Source organism: Streptomyces diacarni, assembly GCF_003323715.1.
Lineage (GTDB): Bacteria > Actinomycetota > Actinomycetes > Streptomycetales > Streptomycetaceae > Streptomyces > Streptomyces diacarni.
Genome location: NZ_QOIN01000048.1, coordinates 452,668 through 472,798 on the forward strand (window position 1 = coordinate 452,668; position 20,131 = coordinate 472,798).

Annotated in this window: 17 protein-coding genes; 5 read left to right on the top strand and 12 right to left on the bottom strand. The window is 73.5% G+C overall.

Annotation, left to right across the window (positions count from 1 at the left end):
• Window positions 1-138 precede the first annotated feature (138 nt).
• From DTL70_RS23915 to DTL70_RS23935, 5 genes are read right to left on the bottom strand one after another with little or no spacing between them, the layout of a single operon-like run.
• Complete coding sequence (locus DTL70_RS23915) at window positions 139-1,065, bottom strand: SDR family NAD(P)-dependent oxidoreductase (RefSeq protein WP_114024018.1); 927 nt, start codon at window positions 1,063-1,065, stop codon at window positions 139-141.
• A 21-nt stretch (window positions 1,066-1,086) separates the two neighbouring features.
• The gene (locus DTL70_RS23920; protein ID WP_114024019.1) at window positions 1,087-2,103 is read right to left on the bottom strand and encodes an SDR family oxidoreductase; all 1,017 of its coding nucleotides are present in this window, start codon (window positions 2,101-2,103) and stop codon (window positions 1,087-1,089) included.
• Window positions 2,100-3,425 (bottom strand): NAD(P)/FAD-dependent oxidoreductase, encoded by a 1,326-nt coding sequence (locus DTL70_RS23925; protein ID WP_114024020.1) that lies wholly within the window; start codon window positions 3,423-3,425, stop codon window positions 2,100-2,102. The genes DTL70_RS23920 and DTL70_RS23925 overlap by 4 nt, the downstream gene beginning before the upstream one ends.
• On the bottom strand, window positions 3,426-4,316 hold the full coding sequence (locus DTL70_RS23930; protein ID WP_114024021.1) for an SAM-dependent methyltransferase: 891 nt from the start codon (window positions 4,314-4,316) through the stop codon (window positions 3,426-3,428).
• Window positions 4,313-4,564, bottom strand: coding sequence for an acyl carrier protein (locus tag DTL70_RS23935; protein ID WP_027735527.1), 252 nt, complete (start codon window positions 4,562-4,564; stop codon window positions 4,313-4,315). The genes DTL70_RS23930 and DTL70_RS23935 overlap by 4 nt, the downstream gene beginning before the upstream one ends.
• A 189-nt stretch (window positions 4,565-4,753) precedes the next feature.
• Here DTL70_RS23935 and DTL70_RS23940 point away from each other — a divergent pair, with 189 nt between their 5' ends.
• From DTL70_RS23940 to DTL70_RS23960, 5 genes are all read left to right on the top strand, one after another.
• Window positions 4,754-6,511, top strand: a complete 1,758-nt coding sequence (locus DTL70_RS23940; protein WP_114024022.1) for a thiamine pyrophosphate-binding protein — start codon at window positions 4,754-4,756, stop codon at window positions 6,509-6,511.
• Complete coding sequence (locus DTL70_RS23945; protein ID WP_245979595.1) at window positions 6,508-7,176, top strand: SRPBCC family protein; 669 nt, start codon at window positions 6,508-6,510, stop codon at window positions 7,174-7,176. Before DTL70_RS23940 ends, DTL70_RS23945 begins: the two co-directional genes overlap by 4 nt.
• Window positions 7,173-8,198, top strand: a complete 1,026-nt coding sequence (locus DTL70_RS23950; protein ID WP_114024023.1) for a 3-oxoacyl-ACP synthase III family protein — start codon at window positions 7,173-7,175, stop codon at window positions 8,196-8,198. Before DTL70_RS23945 ends, DTL70_RS23950 begins: the two co-directional genes overlap by 4 nt.
• Before the next feature lie 87 nt (window positions 8,199-8,285).
• Window positions 8,286-9,485, top strand: coding sequence for an FAD-dependent oxidoreductase (locus DTL70_RS23955; protein ID WP_114024024.1), 1,200 nt, complete (start codon window positions 8,286-8,288; stop codon window positions 9,483-9,485).
• A 107-nt stretch (window positions 9,486-9,592) separates the two neighbouring features.
• Window positions 9,593-10,087 carry a hypothetical protein gene (locus DTL70_RS23960; protein WP_114024025.1) on the top strand — a complete coding sequence of 165 codons (495 nt, stop codon included), beginning with the start codon at window positions 9,593-9,595 and terminating at the stop codon, window positions 10,085-10,087.
• A 275-nt stretch (window positions 10,088-10,362) separates the two neighbouring features.
• On the opposite strand, the gene DTL70_RS23965 is transcribed toward DTL70_RS23960, so the two are convergent.
• From DTL70_RS23965 to DTL70_RS23995, 7 genes are all read right to left on the bottom strand, one after another.
• Window positions 10,363-11,112: a 4'-phosphopantetheinyl transferase family protein gene (locus DTL70_RS23965; RefSeq protein WP_114024026.1), complete on the bottom strand. Its 750-nt coding sequence runs from the start codon at window positions 11,110-11,112 to the stop codon at window positions 10,363-10,365.
• On the bottom strand, window positions 11,109-13,604 hold the full coding sequence (locus DTL70_RS23970) for a helix-turn-helix transcriptional regulator (protein WP_114024027.1): 2,496 nt from the start codon (window positions 13,602-13,604) through the stop codon (window positions 11,109-11,111). The genes DTL70_RS23965 and DTL70_RS23970 overlap by 4 nt, the downstream gene beginning before the upstream one ends.
• 54 nt (window positions 13,605-13,658) lie before the next feature.
• The gene (locus DTL70_RS23975; RefSeq protein ID WP_220183647.1) at window positions 13,659-15,926 is read right to left on the bottom strand and encodes an MMPL family transporter; all 2,268 of its coding nucleotides are present in this window, start codon (window positions 15,924-15,926) and stop codon (window positions 13,659-13,661) included.
• Between the two features lie 86 nt (window positions 15,927-16,012).
• On the bottom strand, window positions 16,013-16,927 hold the full coding sequence (locus tag DTL70_RS23980; protein ID WP_114024028.1) for a TauD/TfdA family dioxygenase: 915 nt from the start codon (window positions 16,925-16,927) through the stop codon (window positions 16,013-16,015).
• Complete coding sequence (locus DTL70_RS23985) at window positions 16,924-18,552, bottom strand: AMP-binding protein (RefSeq protein WP_114024029.1); 1,629 nt, start codon at window positions 18,550-18,552, stop codon at window positions 16,924-16,926. The genes DTL70_RS23980 and DTL70_RS23985 overlap by 4 nt, the downstream gene beginning before the upstream one ends.
• A complete protein-coding gene (locus DTL70_RS23990) occupies window positions 18,542-19,189 on the bottom strand; it encodes a thermostable hemolysin (protein WP_147266811.1) in 648 nt (215 codons plus the stop codon). The genes DTL70_RS23985 and DTL70_RS23990 overlap by 11 nt, the downstream gene beginning before the upstream one ends.
• A gap of 25 nt (window positions 19,190-19,214) precedes the next feature.
• A complete protein-coding gene (locus tag DTL70_RS23995; RefSeq protein WP_245979599.1) occupies window positions 19,215-19,982 on the bottom strand; it encodes a thioesterase II family protein in 768 nt (255 codons plus the stop codon).
• Window positions 19,983-20,131: the final 149 nt, after the last annotated feature.

The following is a 20,131-nucleotide window of genomic DNA, read 5'->3' on the forward strand; positions in this document are numbered from 1 at the left end:
GATCTCCTGTTCGTCGTGCTGCGTGGGAACACAGCGTGGGGGTGGTTGCCGGGGCTCTTCGTCCCGCCCCGGGGAGCACGTGCAGGGCACCCGGGGGCGGGACACGGCGGTTCCCGTGCCGGCCCGCTCCCGGGCGGATCAGGAGGTGCCGGCCTGGGCGACGACCCGGTTGAGCCGGTCCATGCGGGTGGCGAGACTCATCCGGCCCTCCAGACGGAAGGCGGGCAGCCGCCGCCCGTCGGTGTCGTTGAAGCCGTACTCCTCGGCCAGGTCACCGGTCGAGAGGATCTGCCCTGCGCGGCCTTGCACCTGCGGGTCGGCGGCCAGGTGGACGATCGCCCGGCCGACGTACTCGGGGGAGTGGACGACCGCGGCGGGTCCGTCCCCCAGCGCCTCCCAGGCGGCCTCCACCCGCTCGGTGCGCACGAAGCCGGGGTGCACGGACAGGGCCGTGACCTGCTGCTTGCGCAGGTCCGCCGCGAACGCCTTGCTGAGCCGGTCGCTCGCCGACTTGAACACGTCGTACGCGGCCTGCCCGAGGTAGGTGTCGCCGTCGGTGAAGCCGATGCCGACGATCAGCCCGCCCTGCCGCTCGATCATCAGCGGCGTGAGCAGCCTGGTGACGTCGTACTGGGCGCGCAGCGAGCTCTCGCACAGCTCGTACCGCCACATCGGCTGCTTCCAGTAGGGGGCGTCGAAGCGGACGTCGGCGGAGCGTTCGTACCCGGCCCAGGCGTTGTTCACCAGCAGGTCCACACAGCCGTGCTCGGCCGCGATCCGGTCGGCCAGCGCCTGGTTGTCGTCGCTGGAGCGGTGGTCGCAGCGCACCGCGATGCCGGTGCCGCCGCGCGCGGTGACCTCCTGCGCGGTGTCGTCCACCGTGCCCGGCAGATCCTCGGTGCGTCCCGTGGTGCGGCTGCTGCGCCCGGTGACGTAGACCGTGGCGCCGGCGCTGCCCAGGGCGAGCGCGATGCCGCGCCCCACGCCCCGGCTGGCGCCGGTGACCACGGCGACGGTCTGCTCCAGCCGCGGGGGCTGCCACTCCTCGTGCGGGTCCTCGTTCACGGTTGCGTCCTTTCCGGCTCGTCAGCTGAGGTGGGCGGAGGCGTAGGCGAGGGTCTGCGCGTAGGCGTCCGTGTCCAGGACGTGCGGGACCCCGTAGCGTTCGCGGAGCGTCGGCATGGAGGTGGGCAGCACGCCGCCGCCGCACCGGGTGACCTCGCTGACGTCCCGCAGCACCGAGAGGTAGGAGCGGGCCAGTGCGGGAAGCCGGCGCAGTTCCTCCGGGTCGAGGGCGTCAGGGTCGGTGACCGGCGGCGGGGCCAGGGGACGCCCGAGGGAGGCGGCGTGTTTGGCGCACACCTCGACGGCGGTGGCCATGTCCATCGCCTCCTCGCCGTACGTCACCCAGAACTCCCCGCTGTCGTCGCCCAGTTCGATGCAGCGCAGCACCGCTTTGGCGAGCAGGTCCTGGGGTACGACGTCGATCCGGTTGCCCTCGTGCACCGGGAGGAAGGGGGCGCGCCCGCGGCAGATCCAGTCCGACATCAGCTGGACGATCTGCCCCCGGGAGGTCCAGCCCGTGCGGGAGTCGCCGATCAGGTTGGTCGGCCGGAAGACGGTGTGCGGCAGGCCGCTGTCGCGCAGCAGCTGCTCGGAGCGGAGCTTGGAGCGCACGTAGTTGGTGGTGACGTTGGTCTCGCTGAGCCGGTGGGGGGCGCTCGCCGACAGCGCGGCGACGAACGCGGTGCTCATGAAGTGCACCGTCGCGCCGGACTCCTCGGCGAACTCGATCACCCGGCGGGTGCCTTCCACGTTGACCGGCCGGTAGCGCTCGTCCGGCAGGCCCCATTCGGTCAGCCCGGCCGAGTGGATGACGGTGTCCACGTCGCGGGCCAGCGCCCGGTAGCTGTCCTCGTCCAGGCCGAAGCGCGGCTCGGCCAGGTCGGCCGCCAACTGCTCGCCGGCCTCGGCGGGCAGCGAGGTGCCGTGCCGCCTGGTCATCGAGATCAGCCTCAGGGGGCGGCCCGGTATCTCCCGCAGGATGGCCCGGCCGACGACGCCGGAGGCCCCCGTCAGCAATACGGTGCGGCTCTCGCTCATGCCCGCGACTCCTTCCACTCCATCAGGCGCGTGGTGGCACGGGCGCCGACGTACAGCAGGGGCTCCGGCGGGAAGTCCCGCGCCGAGCGCTGCGCGTCGTCGACGTAGAGCAATCGGGAGAACTCCGAGTCCTTGCCCAGGACGAGGTCCCGCAACACCTTGCCGCCGGTGTGGGTGGCGGCGATCCCGTTGCCGTTGAACCCGTAGCCGTAGAAGATGTTGCCGCCCGGCAGCGCCCCGAAGTGCGGGGCGTAGTCCCGGGTGATGTCCATGACGCCGCCGTAGGTGTAGGTGAACTTGAGGTCCCGCCACATCGGGAAGAACCGGCCGAACTCCTCGGCAAGGGCCCGGTAGGCGCGCTGGTCGTTCATGCGGCGGCGGCGCATGTCGCGGCCCCAGAAGTAGAAGGCGGGCCCGCCCGCCCACAGCAGCCGGTTGTCGGCGGTGAAGCGGGCGCAGGTCAAGAACGTCTTCGCCTCGACCATCCCCTCGCGGCCTTCCCAGGCGATCCGGCCGAGCTGCTCGGTGGTGAGCGGTTCGCTCACCATGGCGTAACTCCACAGCGGCACGGTCTTGTTGCGGAACTGCTGGAAGGTGAACTGGCGTGCGTTGGCGGCGACGATCACCTTGTCGGCGGTGATCGTGCCGCCGGGGGTGACGACCTGCGGCCGCACGCCCGGCCGTACCCGGAGCACCGGGGTGTTCTCGTGGACGACGACGCCCCGCTCCTTTACCACCCGGGCCACGCCGCGGGCCAGCTTGAACGGGTTGACCAGGGCGCCCCCGGTACGCATGGCGCCCAGCACGGCGGGGGAGCCGATCACCTCTTGTGCGTCGGCCGGCGAGAGGACCGGCGGCTGTTCCCGGCCGGCGATCCTGGTGGCCAGGTCGCGGTCGGTACGCAGCCGGCGCAACTGCGCCTGCGTGCTGGCCACCATCAGGTAGTCGTTGGCCTCGTACTCCGCGTCGATCTTGTTGCGGCGCGTGAAGCGGCCGATCTCCAGCACGGACCGTCCGACTGCCTGCGAGGCCTCCAGGGCGCGGCGCGTCCCGAACTCCTTGACCAGTGCCTGGATGTCCTTGCCGATGGTCGGCGTGACGAAGCCGTCGGCCCGGCCCGAGGCCCCGTGCCCCGCGAACTCGGCCTCGACGACGCGGATGTCCAGCGCGGGCTCGGCCTCCTTGAGGAAGTGCGCGGCCCACAGCCCGGTGTAGCCGCCGCCGACGACGGCGACGTCGCAGTCCACGTTCTCGCGCAGCGGCGGTTCCGGGACGACCGGCTCCGTCTCGTGCCAGTAGACCACATGTTTTCGCGTACTCACTCAGCGCCCCTTTTCGAGAATTATTCTCGACAGCCCCAGGTGGCGGTTCTGGAAGTGCCTGACGCTCGCCTCCAGATAATTCTCGTAATTGACGACGTTCTCCTCGCTGGAGAGTCTCACGGCCGCTTCCCTGTTCTCCCGGAGGCGTCGCAGCCATTCCACGCAGGTGCGGCTGTAGTGGTCCGGGTCGTTGCGCAGGGAGACGACGTCGAAGAGTTTCTCGCTCGATTCGACGACTTCCGAGAGGGCCGGGATCTCGGACTCCGGGAAGATCGTTTCCATGATGAACATCAGCTCCCGCACGGTGGCCTTGTCCATCACCGTGTTGTTGCCCTTGACGTTCGTCTGGAGGGCGACGCGGCCCCGGGGCGGCAGCCACGCGAAGCAGCGCTCGAAGAACTCCCGGTAGCCCGCCACCCGCTCGGCGCGGGAGAGGCCGGTCCTGGCGAAGTGCTCGAAGGCGCCGATCGAGACGATCGCGTCGTACGGATCGGCCGGCTGGTGGTCGAGCCAGTTCTCCACCCGGATCTCGGCCCCGGTGATCCGGGCCGACTCGGCCAGCTCGGCCTGGCTGTCGCTGAGCGTGAGGCCCACGGCGTGCTGGACGCCGTGCACCTGGGTCATCCGCTTCAGCAGACTGCCCCAGCCGCAGCCCACGTCCAGGACGCGCCGCGCGCCACCGGCGCGCGCCCCCTCGATGAGGTGGTCCAGCTTCCGCGCCTGCGCCGTCTCCAGGTCGTCGAGCTGCGCCTCCTTCGACCCCGGCTCGGCCCACAAGGCGCAGGTGTAGGTGAGGGAGGAGTCCAGCCAGAGCGCGTAGAAGTCGTTGGAGACGTCGTAGTGGTGCCGGATCGCCTCGGCGGTGGCGCCCTGGTAGGCGGTGGCGCTCACGCCGCGGCGCCGGCGGCCCGGGTCGTCTCGACCAGTTCGACCAGGTCGCCGACCGTCTTCACGTTCGCGGCCTGGCTCGGGTCCAGCTCGACCTCCGCGTCGTCCTCGATCGTGTAGACGATGTCGGCGATCTGCAGGCTGGACAGGCCCACCGAGTCGAAGGCGGTATCGGCGCCGAGAGTGAGGTCGGTGGCCTTGCTGCCGAGCTTCTTTGCTATGAGGGCACACACGGTGTCGACGGTGATCACGGGTTCTCCCTTTCATTCGAACGCGGTTGAAGGAAGCTAACCCCGCCAGGCGGCACGGCACATGACAGACCGGTATGGCAGATCCCTGCCATACGGCCCCCGCTCCCGCATGGCAGACAGGTGCCACTTGCCGGTGCGTGCCGTGCGGAACTGAAATGAACGGACCACCGCCTGAGAAAAGGACGGTCCATGAGAACCCCATTCCGTGTGGTCGACTTCATTGTCGACTTCTTGAGCCGGCAGGAAGTCCGTCACGTCTTCGGAGTCGGTGGCGCCAACATCGAGGACCTCTACGACGCTCTCCACCTGGCGGCACACGGCCCACTCGGCGTGGTCGCGAAACACGAGTTCTCGGCGGCCACGATGGCCGACGGATATCACCGTGCGGCCCAGCGGATGCCCGTGGTCGCCGCCACCTCCGGCGCCGGCGCCATGAACCTGGTACCCGGACTCGCCGAGCTGCGCGCCTCCTGCGTACCGGCCCTCGCACTCATCGGACAGCCGCCCGTGTCGCTGAACGGGCGCGGCTCCTTCCAGGAGACCAGCGGCCTGGCGGGCTCCATGGACGCGGCCCGGCTGTTCGGACAGATCGCCGTCAGCTGCGAGCGGGTGGAGGAACCCGAAGCGATCCTCCAGGCACTCCCGCGGGCCTTCGCCGCCGCGTCGGCCGCGCCGGGCCCCGCCGTGCTGCTGCTGCCCAAGGACGTGCAACAGGCCGTCCTCGCCCCCTGGGACAGCCCCGTGAGGCAGGCGGCGCCCGAGCGCCCGAGCTCCGCCGCGGCCGACCGCGCGCGGGCCGTGACCCTGCTGCGCTCGGCCGCGGAACGGCAGGGCGTGGCCGTGATCGCCGGCGAGGGCGTGGCGCGGGCCGACGCCCGGCCCGAACTCGCCGCGCTCGCCGCGGCGCTCGGGGCGCGCGTCGCGGTGGCACCCGACGCCAAGGACGTCTTCGACGACCGGGACCCCCGGCATCTCGGCATCGCCGGAGTGATCGGCAGCGGCCAGGTGCAGTCCGCGCTGGAACAGGCTTCCGCCGTCCTGCTGGCCGGCACCCGGCTGCCGCAGATGGCAGGCGCCGGGCTGCACGACCACCTCAAGGGGGTGCCGGTCGTCTGCCTCGACCCCCGGCCGCCGTTCCTGGAGCCGCACGAGGACCTGGTGCGGCTCACCGGGGACCTGCGGGAGGAGATGAGGCTGCTCACCGGGGAGCTGCTCGCACCCGGCGCGGGGCTCCAGCAGCGCAACGGTGCCGCGCGGGCCCTGGTGGACAACCTGGCGGCACAGCAGGCGAGCGCCCCGTCCGCGGAGCTGCCGCACGTGCCGGACTCGGCGGCGCTGGACATGACGACGGCGGCGCGCCTGGTCGGTGCGGCCCTCCCCGAGCGCTCCACCGTGGTCAGCGACGCGGGCAACACCGGTGCCGTCACCATCCACCACGTGGGCGTGCCGCCGGGAGGCCGGTTCATCGTCGCCATGGGCATGGGCGGCATGGGCCACAGCTTCGGCGCGGCCGTCGGTGCCGCGTTCGCCACCGGGCGGCGCACCTGCGTACTGGCCGGTGACGGGGCGTTCTTCATGCACGGCATGGAGGTGCACACCGCGATCGAGCACCGGCTGCCCGTCACATTCGTGATCTTCGACAACCGGTCGCACGGCATGTGCCGCACCAGGGAGCAGCTCTTCTACGGGGGCGACTACTCCTACAACCTCTTCCGCCCGGCCCGGATCGGTGACGGCATGGCCGCCATGTTCCCCGGCCTGGACGCGGTGACCGCCCGGAGCGCGGGCGAACTGCGCGCGGCGCTCGGACGGGCCCACGCCACCCGCGCGCCGGCCCTGATCTGCGTCGAGACCGACCCGGCCGAGGTGCCCCCGTTCCGTCCTTTCCAGGACGCCATCGCCGCCGGATCCCACCGGCCTCTCAACCAAGGAGTCGTACCAGGATGACCACCGCCCCGACGCACACCGGCCCGGCCGCCGACTACACCCCGCCTCCCGCGGTCCCCGACGACCTCAAGGACGTCCCCGGGCTGCTGCGCTGGGAGACCACGTCCCGCGAGGAGGCGTTCGCGCACGCGGCGACGCTGACCAAGGAGACCTTCACCTACGACGAGGTGTACGGCCAGTTCGTCACCGTCCACCAGTACATCGACGCACCGCCGCAGGCCGTCTACGACTACCTGACCGACGAGCGCAACCTCAACGAGTACACCTACAGCACCCGCGACTTCGCGCCCACCGACACCCCCGGCCTCTACCAGGGCCGCGACACCCTGCTCGACGACGAGACCAAGATATTCCTGCGCATCGACGGCAACCCGGACGCGCTCACCGTGGACATGAAGTGCGCCTGGGACCAGGGCGAGGAGCTGTGGATGGTCTACATCCACCGGATCATCTCGGCCGAGACCGTGCTGGGCAAGAGCGGTTCGGTGGTCATCTGGACCAACTGCCACCACCCGTACTACGACAAGAACCCGCACCCCGAGCTGGCCTCCAGCCCCGAGCGCCCCTGGGTCGGCGACACCTGGGGCCTCTTCTACGCCGGCCACAAGGTGGAGATCGACAACCTCAAGAAGATCCTCGAACTCCGCCACGGCACCGCCGCATGAGGACGGTCAGCCTGCTCGAACTCGCCTCCTACCTGCCGGGGGAACCGGTGGACACGGACTGGTTCCGCCAGTTCCAGGAGGACGACGGCGAGATGTCCGGGCACACCATGTTCAAGGCGCCGCACCACCGGCACCAGGTCTCCCGGGACGAGACCCCCGCGGACATGATGGAGAAGGCCGGACTGCTCCTGCGCGAGCGGATCGGCAAGGACGCCGTCGAGGGCGCCGACGTGGTGATCACCAACACGCTGCTCCCCGAGGTGCCCTTCACCGGCCCGGGCGCCGAGGTCGCCCACCGGCTCGGCGTCAGCGCCGACTGGGTGCTCGACGCCCACAACGGCGGATGTGCCTCCTTCGTGCACCTGCTCAGGATCGCCCGGGCACTCATCGGCTCGGGACAGGCCGAATCCGCGCTGCTGTTCAACGTCCAAAACAGCGCGGGCCCGGTGATGACCCAGTCGCAGGTGCGCAGGCTCCCCGAGGCCGTCATCCCCGGCGACGGCTGCAGCGCGGCCTACGTGGCGGCGTCCGACGCGTCGCCGGTGCTCGGCATCGCGGTCGCCAACCGCGGTGACTACACCCGCGACTGCGGACTCTCGCTGCACGACGGGCGCAAGTACTGGGAGGCGGGGGAGAGCCAGATGCACGTCGGGTTCACCCCCGACAAGGTGGCGGACATCGTCGAGCGCGGCAACCGGCTCGTCCCCGAGGTGGTGGGCCGGGTCTGTGCGGAACTCGACCTCAAGACCGACGACATCGACATGCTGATCACCAACCAGCCCAACCGGATGTTCCTCAAGCAGTGGCAGGAGAGGCTCTCCATCCCCCCGGAGCGCCATCTGGACACCTTCGACCGGTTCGGCAACCTCTTCGGCGCCGGCGTCCCCATCACCCTCGACCACGGCATCCGGGAGGGCCGGGTCCCCGACGGCAGCCTGCTGATGCTGGCGGGGTTCGCCCACGCCGGGGACTTCGCCGGAGCCGCGGCCGTGCACTGGCGGGCGGGAGGTGCGCGCGAGTGACCGCGTGGGCCGGCCGGAGCGGGCTGCGGCCCGCTCCGGCCGGCCCGCCAGCCCGAGCACGCACCGCACCCCTTCCGAGGAGAGCCCATGTCCCCTCCCCGAGCCGTCGTCATCGGCGGCGGCATCGGCGGCCTGACCACCGCGCTGGCCCTGCACCGGCGCGGCTGGCACACCACCGTCCTGGAGCGCGCTGCCGGCCTCGCCCCCGTCGGGGCCGCCCTCACGCTGGCGCCCAACGCCCAGCGCGCACTGGGCACGCTCGGTCTCGGTACGCAGATCACCGAGCTGGCGTCCTGGCGGGGTGACGGCCTGATGTGCGACCCCGCGGGCCGGCCCCTGACCCGTACCCACAGCGAGGCCGTCGTCGCCCGGTTCGGCGCGCCCCTGGTCGTCCTGCGGCGCAGCGACCTGATCGACCTGATCGTCGACCGGCTGCCCGCGGGCACCGTCCGCACGGGGGAGGCGGCATTCCTCACCCACGCGGGATCGGCCCGGCACAAGGCCCATGTGAGCACCCCCAACGGGAGGCACGAGGCGGACCTGGTCGTCGCCGCCGACGGCGTACGCTCCCCGGCCCGGGCCATCCTCTTCCCCGACCACCCCGGCCCCGCCTTCGGCGGCTGGACCGTCTGGCGCCTCCTCGCGCCGATACCCGGCTCCGGCTTCGTCCCGCACGAGTCGTGGGGCCGCGCCCAGGTGTGGGGCACCCTGGTGCGGGACGCGGACAGCGTGTTCATCTACGCCTGCGCCGCCACCGACGAGGGCGGCCGGTCCGCCGACGGGGAGAAGGCGGAGCTGCGGCGGCGCTTCGGCCGCTGGCACGACCCGGTGCCCACGCTGATCGACTCTGTGCCCGAACACGAGATCCTCCGCAACGACGTCCACCACATGCAGGTGCCGCTCACGGCGTTTCACAGGGGCCGCACAGCGCTCCTCGGCGACGCGGCGCACGCCATGGTGCCGACCCTGGGGCAGGGCGCCAACATGGCCATCGAGGACGGCGTCGTCCTCGCCCACCACGCCGCGCCGGACACCGACCCGCTGGTCGCGCTCGCCCGGTACGACCGCGACCGCAGGCCCCGCACCCAGGACGTGGTGCGCCGGGCCGCGCGCCTCCTCAAACTGACCTCGCTGCGCTCTCCCGTCACCGTCGCGGCCCGGGACGGCCTCATGCGCATGGCCTCCCGGGCCGTGCCGGGACTCCTGCTGCGCGGCTTCGACGGCATCGCCGACTGGCGACCGCCCACCGCGGGGTCGGGGGACCTCACCCGTGCGGCCGCCGGATAGCCCCTCGCCGTCCCCTCCCCCCGGCCCACCCCGAGTTTCCCGGACTCGGGCGACCGACCCCGGCCGCCCGTAGCACCACCCATCACGAGTGAGAAGAGGAACCGAACATGCGTCGGATCATCCAGGCGGGCACTGTCGCCACCACCGCCGTCCTCCTCGGCGGGCTGGCCCTTGCCGCCCCGGCCTCCGCAGCCCCCGCCGCCGCACAGACCGTGACGGCGACGTACGACTGCGGCTCCTACGGGGTCACCGACCTGAAGATCGAGGCGTCCGCCGAGGGCGGTGTCGGCTCGGTCAAGGTCTCCACCAGCGGCGGTCTGGCCCCGGCCGACATCCCCGCCGACTCCGTCACCGCCACCCTGCGCCTGGAGCGGGCCTCCGGCGGCACCGTGGACTTCACGGGCACCGCCAACGAGGCCGCCCCCGCGGGCCAGCCGCTGACCGTCGGCCCGCTGACCGCACCGGTCACCGCGGGCGACAGCCTCGACTCCTACATCCCGGCCGACGGCTCCGACGTCGCGTCGCTCGACCTCAACATCCTGGGCCAGGCCAACACCTGCAAGGCCGTCAGCAAGCAGACACCCGGCCCGATCGTCTTCTGACGCGGTCCCGCCCGGCGAGGCCATCGCCGGGCGGGCACCTGGCGGAAGCCTGTACGCAGGGGGGCCGGCTGTGCGCACAGCCGGCCCCCTGCCGCAGGTCCCACCCCGTGCCGCCACCCGGCTGCGCCCGCACCGCCTGCCGGACAAGTCCGTGCGCGGCATGCCCCGTTGCGTGGTTCGCCCGGCACGACTCGCGCGGGGTCCGCCCGGGCACGCTCCGCGCGGGTTCGCCCGGGCACGCCGGTCTCCGGGGCCGTCCTGCGCGGTGACGGTGCTCAGGACGCCGCGAGCCGCCAGGTCGCCGCGTCCGGCGGGCGGAGCACGAGCGGCGCCGTGTCGTCGGCCGGACGGGACAGCGCGGCCAGGCACTCCCTGCCGGCCGGCACGTCCTGGACCACCCACAGCTCCCGCGCGGCAGCGCCCTCGGCCTCCGTACGCTCCAGCACGGCGCTGCGCAGCTCGGGGCGGACCGCCACCCGGGCCAGGTCGGTGCCCAGGCCGATGCCCCAGCCCTTGACCACGGCCTCCTTCCGCACCCAGCAGCGCAGCAGTTCCTCGTCGCGTGCCGAGCCCTGTGCCGCCGCCGCGACATGGGCGCGCTCCTGGGCGCCGAGACAGCGGCGCACCACCGCGGGCACCGCGAGCGGGCGGCGCAACTCGAGGTCGACGCCGACGGGCGCCGAACGGGAGAGGGCCAGCATCCACCACGGGCCGGAGCGCGACACACTCACCCGCCAGCCACCGCGGGGCGCACGCAGGAGCGGCGGGCCGTGCCGGTCGCTGCCGCAGCCCGGGCACCGCCCTGTGCCCCACACCACCTCGGACGGCCGCACACCGTGCCACCGCGCCACCGTGCGCCGGACCGCGGCCCGCGCCCCCGCGTAGTGGGCGGCCGCGACGGCGTCCCGGTACTCCGCGAAGCGGTGTCGCTCCCGCTCGTCGAGCACCGCCACGTCGTCGGCCGCCGGAGTGTCCCGCACCCGGCCGGTCCACACGTGCACCCCCTTGCGGGCGGTCCCGCTCATCGCTGGGACCGCTGCAGAGCGCGCACCACCTGCACCCGGGAGCCGCACTCCAGCTTCTGCATGACGGCGCGCAGGTGGTTGGTCACGGTCCACTCCGAGATGCCCAGCGCCGTGCCGATCTGCCGGTTGGTCAACCCCTCGGTGACCAGCAGGGCGATCTCGTGCTGCCGGGGCGTCAGGCCGTGCGGGGCCGCCTTCACCGCGGCGCGCTCGGCGGGTTCAGGCCGCGGGCCCGGGGCGAAGAGGCCCGCGATCAGGGCGTCGTGCAGCGAGACCTCCTGCGCCCCACGCCGTATCTGTCGCAGCGCTCCGGCCTCCAGTTCCTCGTGGAGGCGCGCCGATACCGTGCCCGGCGCCGCGTCCTCGGCGGGACCGAGCCCGTGCCGGCGCCGGATGCTCTCGGCGCAGGCCAGCACCCGGGCCGGCGCCTCCGGCTGAGCCCCGTCCCCGGGGCGCCCGATGACCAGCGCCAGAGTCTCCAGGGCCTCGGCGACCTGCGCCGGGCCGCCCGTCCACAGCAGCAGCCGCATCGACTCGCGTACGTCCTCGTACGCCTCGTCGGTGCGGCCGAGCGTCCAGCGGACCCGGGCCAGGGCGGCGAGCAGACCGGCGCGTACCGCAACCGGCGACACCGGGTCCGCCCAGGGCCCCGGCCCCCCGCCCGCCTGCCCGGAAGACCGCGCGTCCGCCGGGGCGAAGGGCCCCGCGTCCGCCGCACTGGACCTCTCCGCCGGTGCGGCGGACGCTTCCGCAGGCACAAGGGCCGTCCCCGCCGGTCCTGGCGCGAGGGGCGGGCCTGGCACGGTGGGCTGTTCGGCCAGTGCCGTGAGCACGGGCGTCTCCGCCTCCGGGTCGCCGAGTGCGGCCCGCAACAGCGCCTGCGACCGGCGGGCCGCAGCCGCGCCGAGCGTGTCCCCGGCGGCGCACAGTTCCTTCAGTGCCGAGGCGAGCAGCGCATCGGCGGCCACCGGGTCGCCCCGGCGGCGCAGCAGTTCGCCGCTGAGCGCGGCCACCCGGGCGCGGTCCGCGGGGTGTCCGGCGGCTGCCGCGTCCGCCGCGTCGAGCGCCTCCTCGGCGCGCCGGAGGGCACCGTGCTCCAACGACCAGCGGGCGACGGCGCGCAGCGCTGCCGCGGTGAGCGGACCGCCCGCCTCCCCGCGTCGGGGCGCGGCGGACTCGGCCAGCTCCTCCGCAGCGTCCGGGGCGAGCCCGTGGTGCAGCAGGGGCACCTCCAGCGCCGTCAGCAGGCGCAGCGCCGCCGCGTGGTCACCGCGCCCGCGCAGGTGACGGGTGGCCCTGCGCAGGTCCGGCAGCCTGGTGGCCACGAGCGACAGCAACTGGGCGACGTCGTGCCCGCGGCGCAGCCGGTCGCCGATGCCGACGGCGAAGGCCGTGCAGCAGTCGGCGTGCCGGTCGAGGGCGTCGGCGAGCGCCGCCGGCCTCTCGGCCAGCCGCGCCCGGTAGTGCGAGCGGACCGGCTGCGGCAGCCGGAACTGCGGGGTGCCGTCGGGACCGGTACCGCTCAGCAGCAGGCTCGCGCGGACGAGGGATTCCACCCCCACCACCGTCCGGGGCCGGTCCAGCTCCGCCGCCCGGCCCGCCTCGGACAGGCCGACCGGTGCCTCGAAGACGGCGAGGCCGTCGAGCAGCGCGCGTTCCGCGGTGCTCGACGGCCGCGCCCCCCACCGCAGTGCGCTGGCGACCGAGGCGTGCCGGGCGGGCGCGTCCCGCAGCCGTCTGCCTCCGGCGGCCACTCCGGAGCGCAGCTTGGCCAGCACGTCGTGCGGGCCCTCGCTCCCCACCGCTTCGGCCGCCAGTTCGATGGCCAGCGGCATGCCGTCGACCACCCGGCAGATCTCGGCCACGACCGACGGCCCCTCCCCGTCGGCCAGACCGGCGCGGTAGTAGGGGCCGACCCGGTCGGTGAACAGCCGCTGGGCGGGTGAGCCCGCGCCGGTGGGCAGCGGCCCCACCAGGACGAGGCGCTCCGCGCGGATGTTCAGCGGCACCCTGCTGGTGACCAGCACCTGCAACCGCGGACAGGCCCGCAGCAGCGAGGAGAGGTGCAGCGCGACATCGGCCGCCACCGGGTCGCTGTTGTCCAGCACGACCAGCAGCTTCGCGGCGCCGATCCGTTCCTCGGCCCGGCTGCCCGTCGCCGCGCCGACGGCGGACCACAGGGCGGCGGCGCCGGACGCCTCGGCCAGGTCGGCCCAGCGCACGGGGACCGGGCCGTGCCGCAGCCGGGCCGCCACCGCCGCGTGGGCGAGGTGGCTCTTTCCCACCCCGGCGGGCCCGGTCAGGGTGATCAGCCGGTCCTCCTCGCCCGCCAGCAGGCCGGCGAGCAGCTCGACTTCCTCTCGGCGTCCGTGCAGCGCGCCGAAGCCGGGCCCCGTGAGGGGGCCGACGGCAGGCCGCGTGTCCCGGGGCGGACCACCGCCCTGCGGCGTGTCCGGGACCGTGTCACCGAGCCCCCGCTCTGGTGCGAACATCTCAGTCCTCCATAGGTGTGTGTTGAGCGAAGCCGCCCACGTCCCGGCCCGGCGCTACGGCGAGGCGCTGCCGGATGCCGGGGCCGGCTCGGCCTCCGGTGTGCGGGGGGCGGCCGCCTCCCGCGCTCCGGCGGCCGTCCCGTGCGGGCCGTCGTACGGGCCGTCCTGTGCCCTCTTCGCGGTGGGTGCGCCGGCGGGCGGCTCGGCGTGGTCCAGGCGCAGCACGCGGTGCAGCCGCCGCAGCGGCGCGGGCGCCCACCAGTTGGCCCTGCCCAGCAACGTCATCAAGGCGGGTACCAGCAGCGCACGGACGATCGTGGCGTCAACGGCGACCGCGAACGCGGTGCCGAGTCCGAGCTCCTTGACGAAGACGATCCGGGAGAACACCAGCGCGCCGACGGCCACGCAGAACAGCAGCGCGGCCGAGGTGACGATGCGCCCGGTCCTGGCCAGCCCCTCGGCGACCGCCGCGCGGTCGTCCAGTCCGGTCGCCCTGGCCTCCTTGATCCTCCCGAGCAGGAAGACGTTGTAGTCCGTGGACAGGCCGAAGGCCAGCGCGAACACGAGGAGGGGAGTGGTGCTCTCGATGCCGCTCTGCGCCCCGAATCCGAGGTGCCCGTCCTGGAAGACCCACACCAGGAAGCCGAGCGCGGCCCCGGTGGAGAGCGTGTTCATCACCAGGGCCTTGAGCGGCAGGAGAACCGAGCCGGTGAACGCGTACAGCAGCACCAGGGTGACCAGGGCGAGTACGCCCGCCGCCCGGGGCAGCCGGTCGCGGATGCCGTCCAGTTGCGAAAGGAAGTCGGCGGTCTGCCCGGTGAAGCGGACCGGCACGGGCGCCCCGAGGTCCTCGACCGCGGTGGCGGCGTCGCGGGCCGCGGTGTCGAGCGGTGCGCCCTTCAGCACGGCGTCGATCTCGAAGTGCTCGCCGTCCAGCCGGACCGGGTCCGCCACCCGCTCGACCCCCGGCACCCGGGCGATCTCGCGTGCGTAGGAGGCGAGCGGAGCCTGGGCACGGCTCTCGGCGACGATGCGCAGCGGGGAGGTGGACGGCTGTGCGAAGTCCGTCTCCAGCGCCGCGGAGACCTTGCCCGCGCTGATGTCGGTGGGCAGCGAGGAGGCGTCGGCGCCGGTGAAACGGATACCGAGGGCCGGCGAGGCGATCAGCAGCAGCAGCGCGGTGGCGGCCAGCGCGGTGGCCACGGGCCGCCGCATCACCCCCAGCGCGATCCGCCGCCATCGCCCGACGGCGGGGTCGTCGGCCTGCTCGGAGCGGCGCAGCCGCCGCGGCGCCAGGGCGTTGATACGGCTGCCGAGCAGCGCGAGCAGCGCGGGCAGCCCCAGCAGCGCGAACAGGACGGCGGCGAGCGAGGTGATGACGCCGGCCAGGCCCATGGAACGCAGGTACGGCTGGGGGAAGACCAGCAGCGCCGCAAGGGCGGCAGCCACCGTCAGGCCGCTGAAGAGCACCGTGCGGCCCGCTGTCGCCAGGGTGCGGCGCAGCGCCTCGGGTCCCGGCCCGCAGACGGCCAGTTCGTCGCGGTAGCGGGAGACGCACAGCAGTCCGAAGTCGACGGCCAGGCCCAGCGCGAGCGCGAAGGCGAGATTGAGGGCGCCGGTCGACACGTTGCCGAAGAACGTGGCCACCCGCAGACCGGCCATCGTCAGCAGCAGCGTGAACACCGCTCCGATGACGGGCACCAGTGCCGCGACCGCCCCGCGGAAGACGAGGAAGAGCAGGACCAGCAGCACCGGCAGGGCGAGCCCCTCGGCCAGCGCGAGGTCCGTCGTGGTGACCTTGCCGACCTGCACCATGCCGATGGTCGGCCCGCCCAGGTGGGCGTGGCCGCGCAGCGCGGGGTCGGCCTCGATGGCGTCGGTCAGCTCCTTCTCGGCCTCCTTGGCGTCCTTCTCCGCCATCGGCCGTACCGCGGCGACCACCACGGTGCTGCGGGAGTCCTCGGAGACCAGCCCCGGGTCCCGGGCCGACTTGTAGTCGACGACCCGCTTCACCTCGTCCCTGTCCTTGAGCAGGCCGATGCCGGCGCGGACGGCTGCGGGCGTGGGCGCGTCGGGGTCGATCGCGGTGCCGGGGCGGATCAGCAGCGCGTACCCCTGCTGCGGGTCGATGCCGGTGGCGTCCTGGATCACCTGCCGGGCCCTGGTGTGCGAACCGGTGGGGTCGTCGTAGTCGGCGAGCCCGTTGGTCACCTTCGTCTGCACGGACCCGCCGAGGACGGCGGCGAGCACCGCGACAGCGAGCGCGAGCAGGAGGGAGAGCCTCCGCCTCGCGTGGAGGGCGGAGCCCAGGGCGTGGAACATGCGGCATCACCTTCGGTGGTTCACAGGGTGCGGGGCGGAGGCCGGTGCGGGGAGGCGCCGGCCTCCGCCGGTCGGGCGGGAGCAGGTCAGGCGGCGAGTCCGCCCTCCTGCGGCGGCTGGACGAAGCTCAGCGCGTTGTAGATGGTGCGGTCCGGGTCGGTGATCGCCCTGCGGCCGTGCATCACCCGGGTGTTGTCGATGACGGCCACGTCGCCGTCGCACCACTCCAGGTTCTCGGTCAGCCGCTCGGTGGTGCCCGCGACCTCCTCCAGCAGGGGCGCCGGCAGGTCCTCGCCGTCGGCGAAGGTGATGCGCGGCTTCTCGTAGTTGAAGGACGGGCCCAGGATGCTGTTGGCGAACGAGGTCCGCGTGCCGAACAGCGTGGGGCCCATCGCCGGGGTGCGGAACGCGTAGGTGACCCCGCCGTCCGCCTCGGGCGTCACCTCGGTGCCGGGCATGGTCGCGGCGAGCGCCGACAGCTCCGCCGCGTCGATGTCGTCGGCGGGCCTCTCCAGCAGGTGCTGCGCCATGACCCGCCACTGCGCCTCGGCGACGTACCGGCTGTAGACGATGTCCCGGCCGCGGAAGGCCTCACGTACCGCCTCCGGCAGCGCGTCCCACACCCGGTACCCGTCGCAGACGGTGGTCTGCGAACCGGAGGCCGCGGCCTTCTCGCAGAAGAACCAGGCCAGGTGGGCGCGGAAGGGGCTGTTGCCGTTCTCGGTGTGCAGCCCGACCTCGTCGAAGCCCGCGTCGACCTTCTGCGCCACGTCGGAGTGGAACTCGCGTGCCGGGTCGAGCGTGGTGGAGGTGGAGGTGCGCTGCACCAGGTCGGTGAAGGAGTCCATGTCCGCGCCGAAACCGCGCAGCAGCAGGTGGCCCGCCTCGGCCAGCAGGCCGAGCAGGTCCGCGGGCGCGATGCCCGCCGTGCCGCCGTCGGCCGGCTCCAGCAGCAGCCCGCTGCCGGTGCCGAGGGGGCTGGTGCGAAACGCCGTGCTCATGCGGTGGTCTCCTCGGATGCCGTACGGGTCAGCAGGTCGCGGACGGCGTCCCGGCGGGGCCGTCCTGTGACCGTGAAGCAGCGGGTGTACTCGGGGTCGTCCTCGGCCATCAGCCGTACGGCGGTGACCCGTTCGACGTCGGAGAGCCGGTCCCGGCCGAACCTTGTGATGTGCCGCAGGGCGTCCGCACGGTCGGCGCCGGCATCGATCACGAACAGGCCGCGCACCTCGTCCAGACCGTCCGCGACGACGGCCACCTCGCGCACGATGCCGATCTCGCGGTAGCGCGCCTCCACCCATTCGGGCGAGAGGTTGCGGCCCGCCGAGGTGATGACGAGGCTCTTCTTGCGGCCGGTGATGCGCAGGTAGCCCTCGTCGTCGAGCGTGGCCAGGTCCCCGGTGTGCAGCCAGCCCTGGTCGTCGATCACCACGCTGGAGGGGTCCTCCTGGCTGTACCCGGCGAACAGCGAGTCGCCCCGCACGAGGAGTTCGCCGTCGGGGGCGAGCGTCACCCGCACGTGGTCCAGCGGCCGGCCCACCGTGCCGAACCGGAACCGGCCGGGGAAGTTCCAGGACACTACGGAGCTGTTCTCGCTCAGCCCGTACCCCTCGTACAGCGGGATCCCGAACGCCTCCAGCCGCTCCAGCATCTGCACCGGGACCGGCGCGCCGCCGCAGGCGATGAAGACGGGACCGGTGTGCCCGAAGAGCCGGTTGCGGCGCTGGGCCAGCGTCTCCGCGGGGTTCTGCTCGCACAGCGAGAGCAGCAGGCCGGCGACTGTGGGCGGCACCACCATGGCGGTGGGCCGCGCCTGGCGCAGCAGCGAGAGCATCCGCGGTCCCGCGTCGGCCACGGTGCCGATCAAGGGGGTGCCCGGCGGGAGGAAGGTGACGCTGCCGCCGTTGAGGAAGGGCATGTACAGCCCGGCCACCTGCTCGATCAGCAGGCTCAGCGGCACCACCGACAGGTACCGGGCGAACGCCTCCTGCTCCACCCGGCCCGCCAGCGATCCCAGCAGCGCCTCGATGCCGCGCAGCCTGATCCGTACGCCCTTGGGCGCCGAGGTGGTGCCGGAGGTGTGCACCACCTTCACGACGGTGTCCGGCGCCGACTCGGCGGCTGCGATGCCGGCGGCGAGTTCGGGCAGGTGCCCGCGGGCCGCCTCCTCGGCCAGTTCGGGCAGGGCGAGGTCCACCACCCGGCAGTCGGCCGGCAGGGGGCGGGGCGCCCCCGCGGCGGCCCGCTCCGCCAGCCAGGCACGGCCGGACGTGTCGACGAGGCAGATGTCGGCTCCGGCCAGCAGCGAGGCGGCCTGTTCGGTGCTGAACGCCGTGGGGACCGGGATCTCCTCGGCCCGTGCGAACAGCGCGGCCAGGTCGGCGGCCACCCACTCCGCGGAGTTCCCGGCCAGCAGACCGACCCGTACCGGCCTGCCGAGCTGAGCGCTGTGCCGTTGCAGCCGCTGGGCCAGCACCCGGGCCGCTGAGATCACCTCCCGGTAGGTGTGGCGGACTCCGGGGCCGCCGGTGGGGGAGAGCACCTCGACCATGGGGGCGTCGCTCCGAGCCCGCCGCAGCAGACCGGCGACCAACGACGGTGCCGAACGGGAGGGTTCAGGCAGCATGTGTCAGCTCCGTCACTTCCGGGGTGAGCAGCCGGATGTCCACCGAGTCGAGGGCGTAGCGCTCGACACCGGTGACCAACTGTTCGGAGTGGTCCGCCAGCCGCCCCCAGCGCACCTCGGGCCGCTGGTCGTAGAACGTGCCCCAGCGCGCGAGTTCCTCGGCTCCCAGGCGGTCGCCGTCGGCCTCGCACAGCCGGTGGGTGACCAGCCCGAGGCGCCGGGCGAGCCCCGCGGAGCGGCCGGTCATCGTCATGGCGGCGTACGACCGGCCCAGACACGCCTGGATCAGCGGCACCGCCCGGTACAGCTCCGCGCCCGCCAGCGTCCTGGTGGAGGCGACGCTTCCCAGGTGCAGGATCTGGCGGCGGCGCACCGGCCGGCCCTCGGCCGCGGTGAGGACCTCCTCGATCGGCGCGTCCAGGTACCGCTCCAGGAGGACGGGCCCGTCCTCCGGCAGCGAGACGCCGATGCAGGCCTCCACCTGCTCGGGGCGCCCTTCTGGTGCGCCCAGGTAGGCGATGAACCGGTCGGGGTCCGGGTCCACCCGGGCCCCGAAGCGTCTCTCGAACACCTCGCTGACCATGGCGGCCGCATCCCGCCATACCGGCGTTCTCCGCCGGGCGATCACTATCCGCACGTTCGGTTTCCTCTCGTGGAAAGGGTCACGGGGCCGGCACCGGGCCGTACCGGTGGGCCACCGCGGTGAGGTGGCGCAGCAGAGCGTTCTCGTGGGTGCGGACGAAGAAGTGTCCGCCGGGCAGCGTGTGCAGCTCGGTGCCCGCACCGCCGTGCACGGACCAGGCGTCCATCGCCTCCACCGGCACCAGCCGGTCCTGCGCCCCGACGAGCAGGTGCAGCGGCACCCGCAGGGGTTCGGTCTCCTCCTTGCGCACTGTTGTGGAACACACCCGCAGGTCGTCCCGGACCAGCGGCATGTACCGGGCCCGGAAGCCGCGCCGGCCGGCCAGCTCGGGCGGTATCCCGCCCAGGTCGGCGAGGGCCGCCGCCAGCGTCTCGTCGTCCGCGTCCGGATCGAGGACACGGTTGGGGGGTACGTGCGGGGCGCGGTGGGAGCTGAGCACGAGGGCCTGCGGCAGTACCGCGCCGCGGCGCTGCCTGCGCAGGGTCAGGGCGTGGGCGACGAACGCCCCCATGCTGTGCCCGTACAGGAGGTGGGGCCCGGCCAGGGCGTCGTCCAGGTGCTCGTCCAACTCCGCGACGAGGGCGTCCAGTTCGGTGAACCGGGCCTCGCCGGCCCGCTCCTCGCGGCCCGGCAGCTGCACCGGCAGCACCCGCAGCCCGGCGCCGTGGCTGACCAGCGCCTGCTGCCACCCCGCGTAGACGGAGGCGCCGGCCCCCGCGCAGGGCAGGCACAGCAGCGACAGCCCCGCCTCGATGGCGGTGGCCGCGCGTGGCAGATACGGCGTCATGGTGCGTCCCCCGTCGGTCCGGCCTTCCGGCCTCTTCCCGTCCCGGCGGAGCCGCACGAACCCGCCGTGCCACCGAAGATGGCACCGCCGGCGGGCCGGAAACAGTGGTGAGGTCCCCGTGTGCGGCGTGGGTTCCGCTGTGCCCGGAC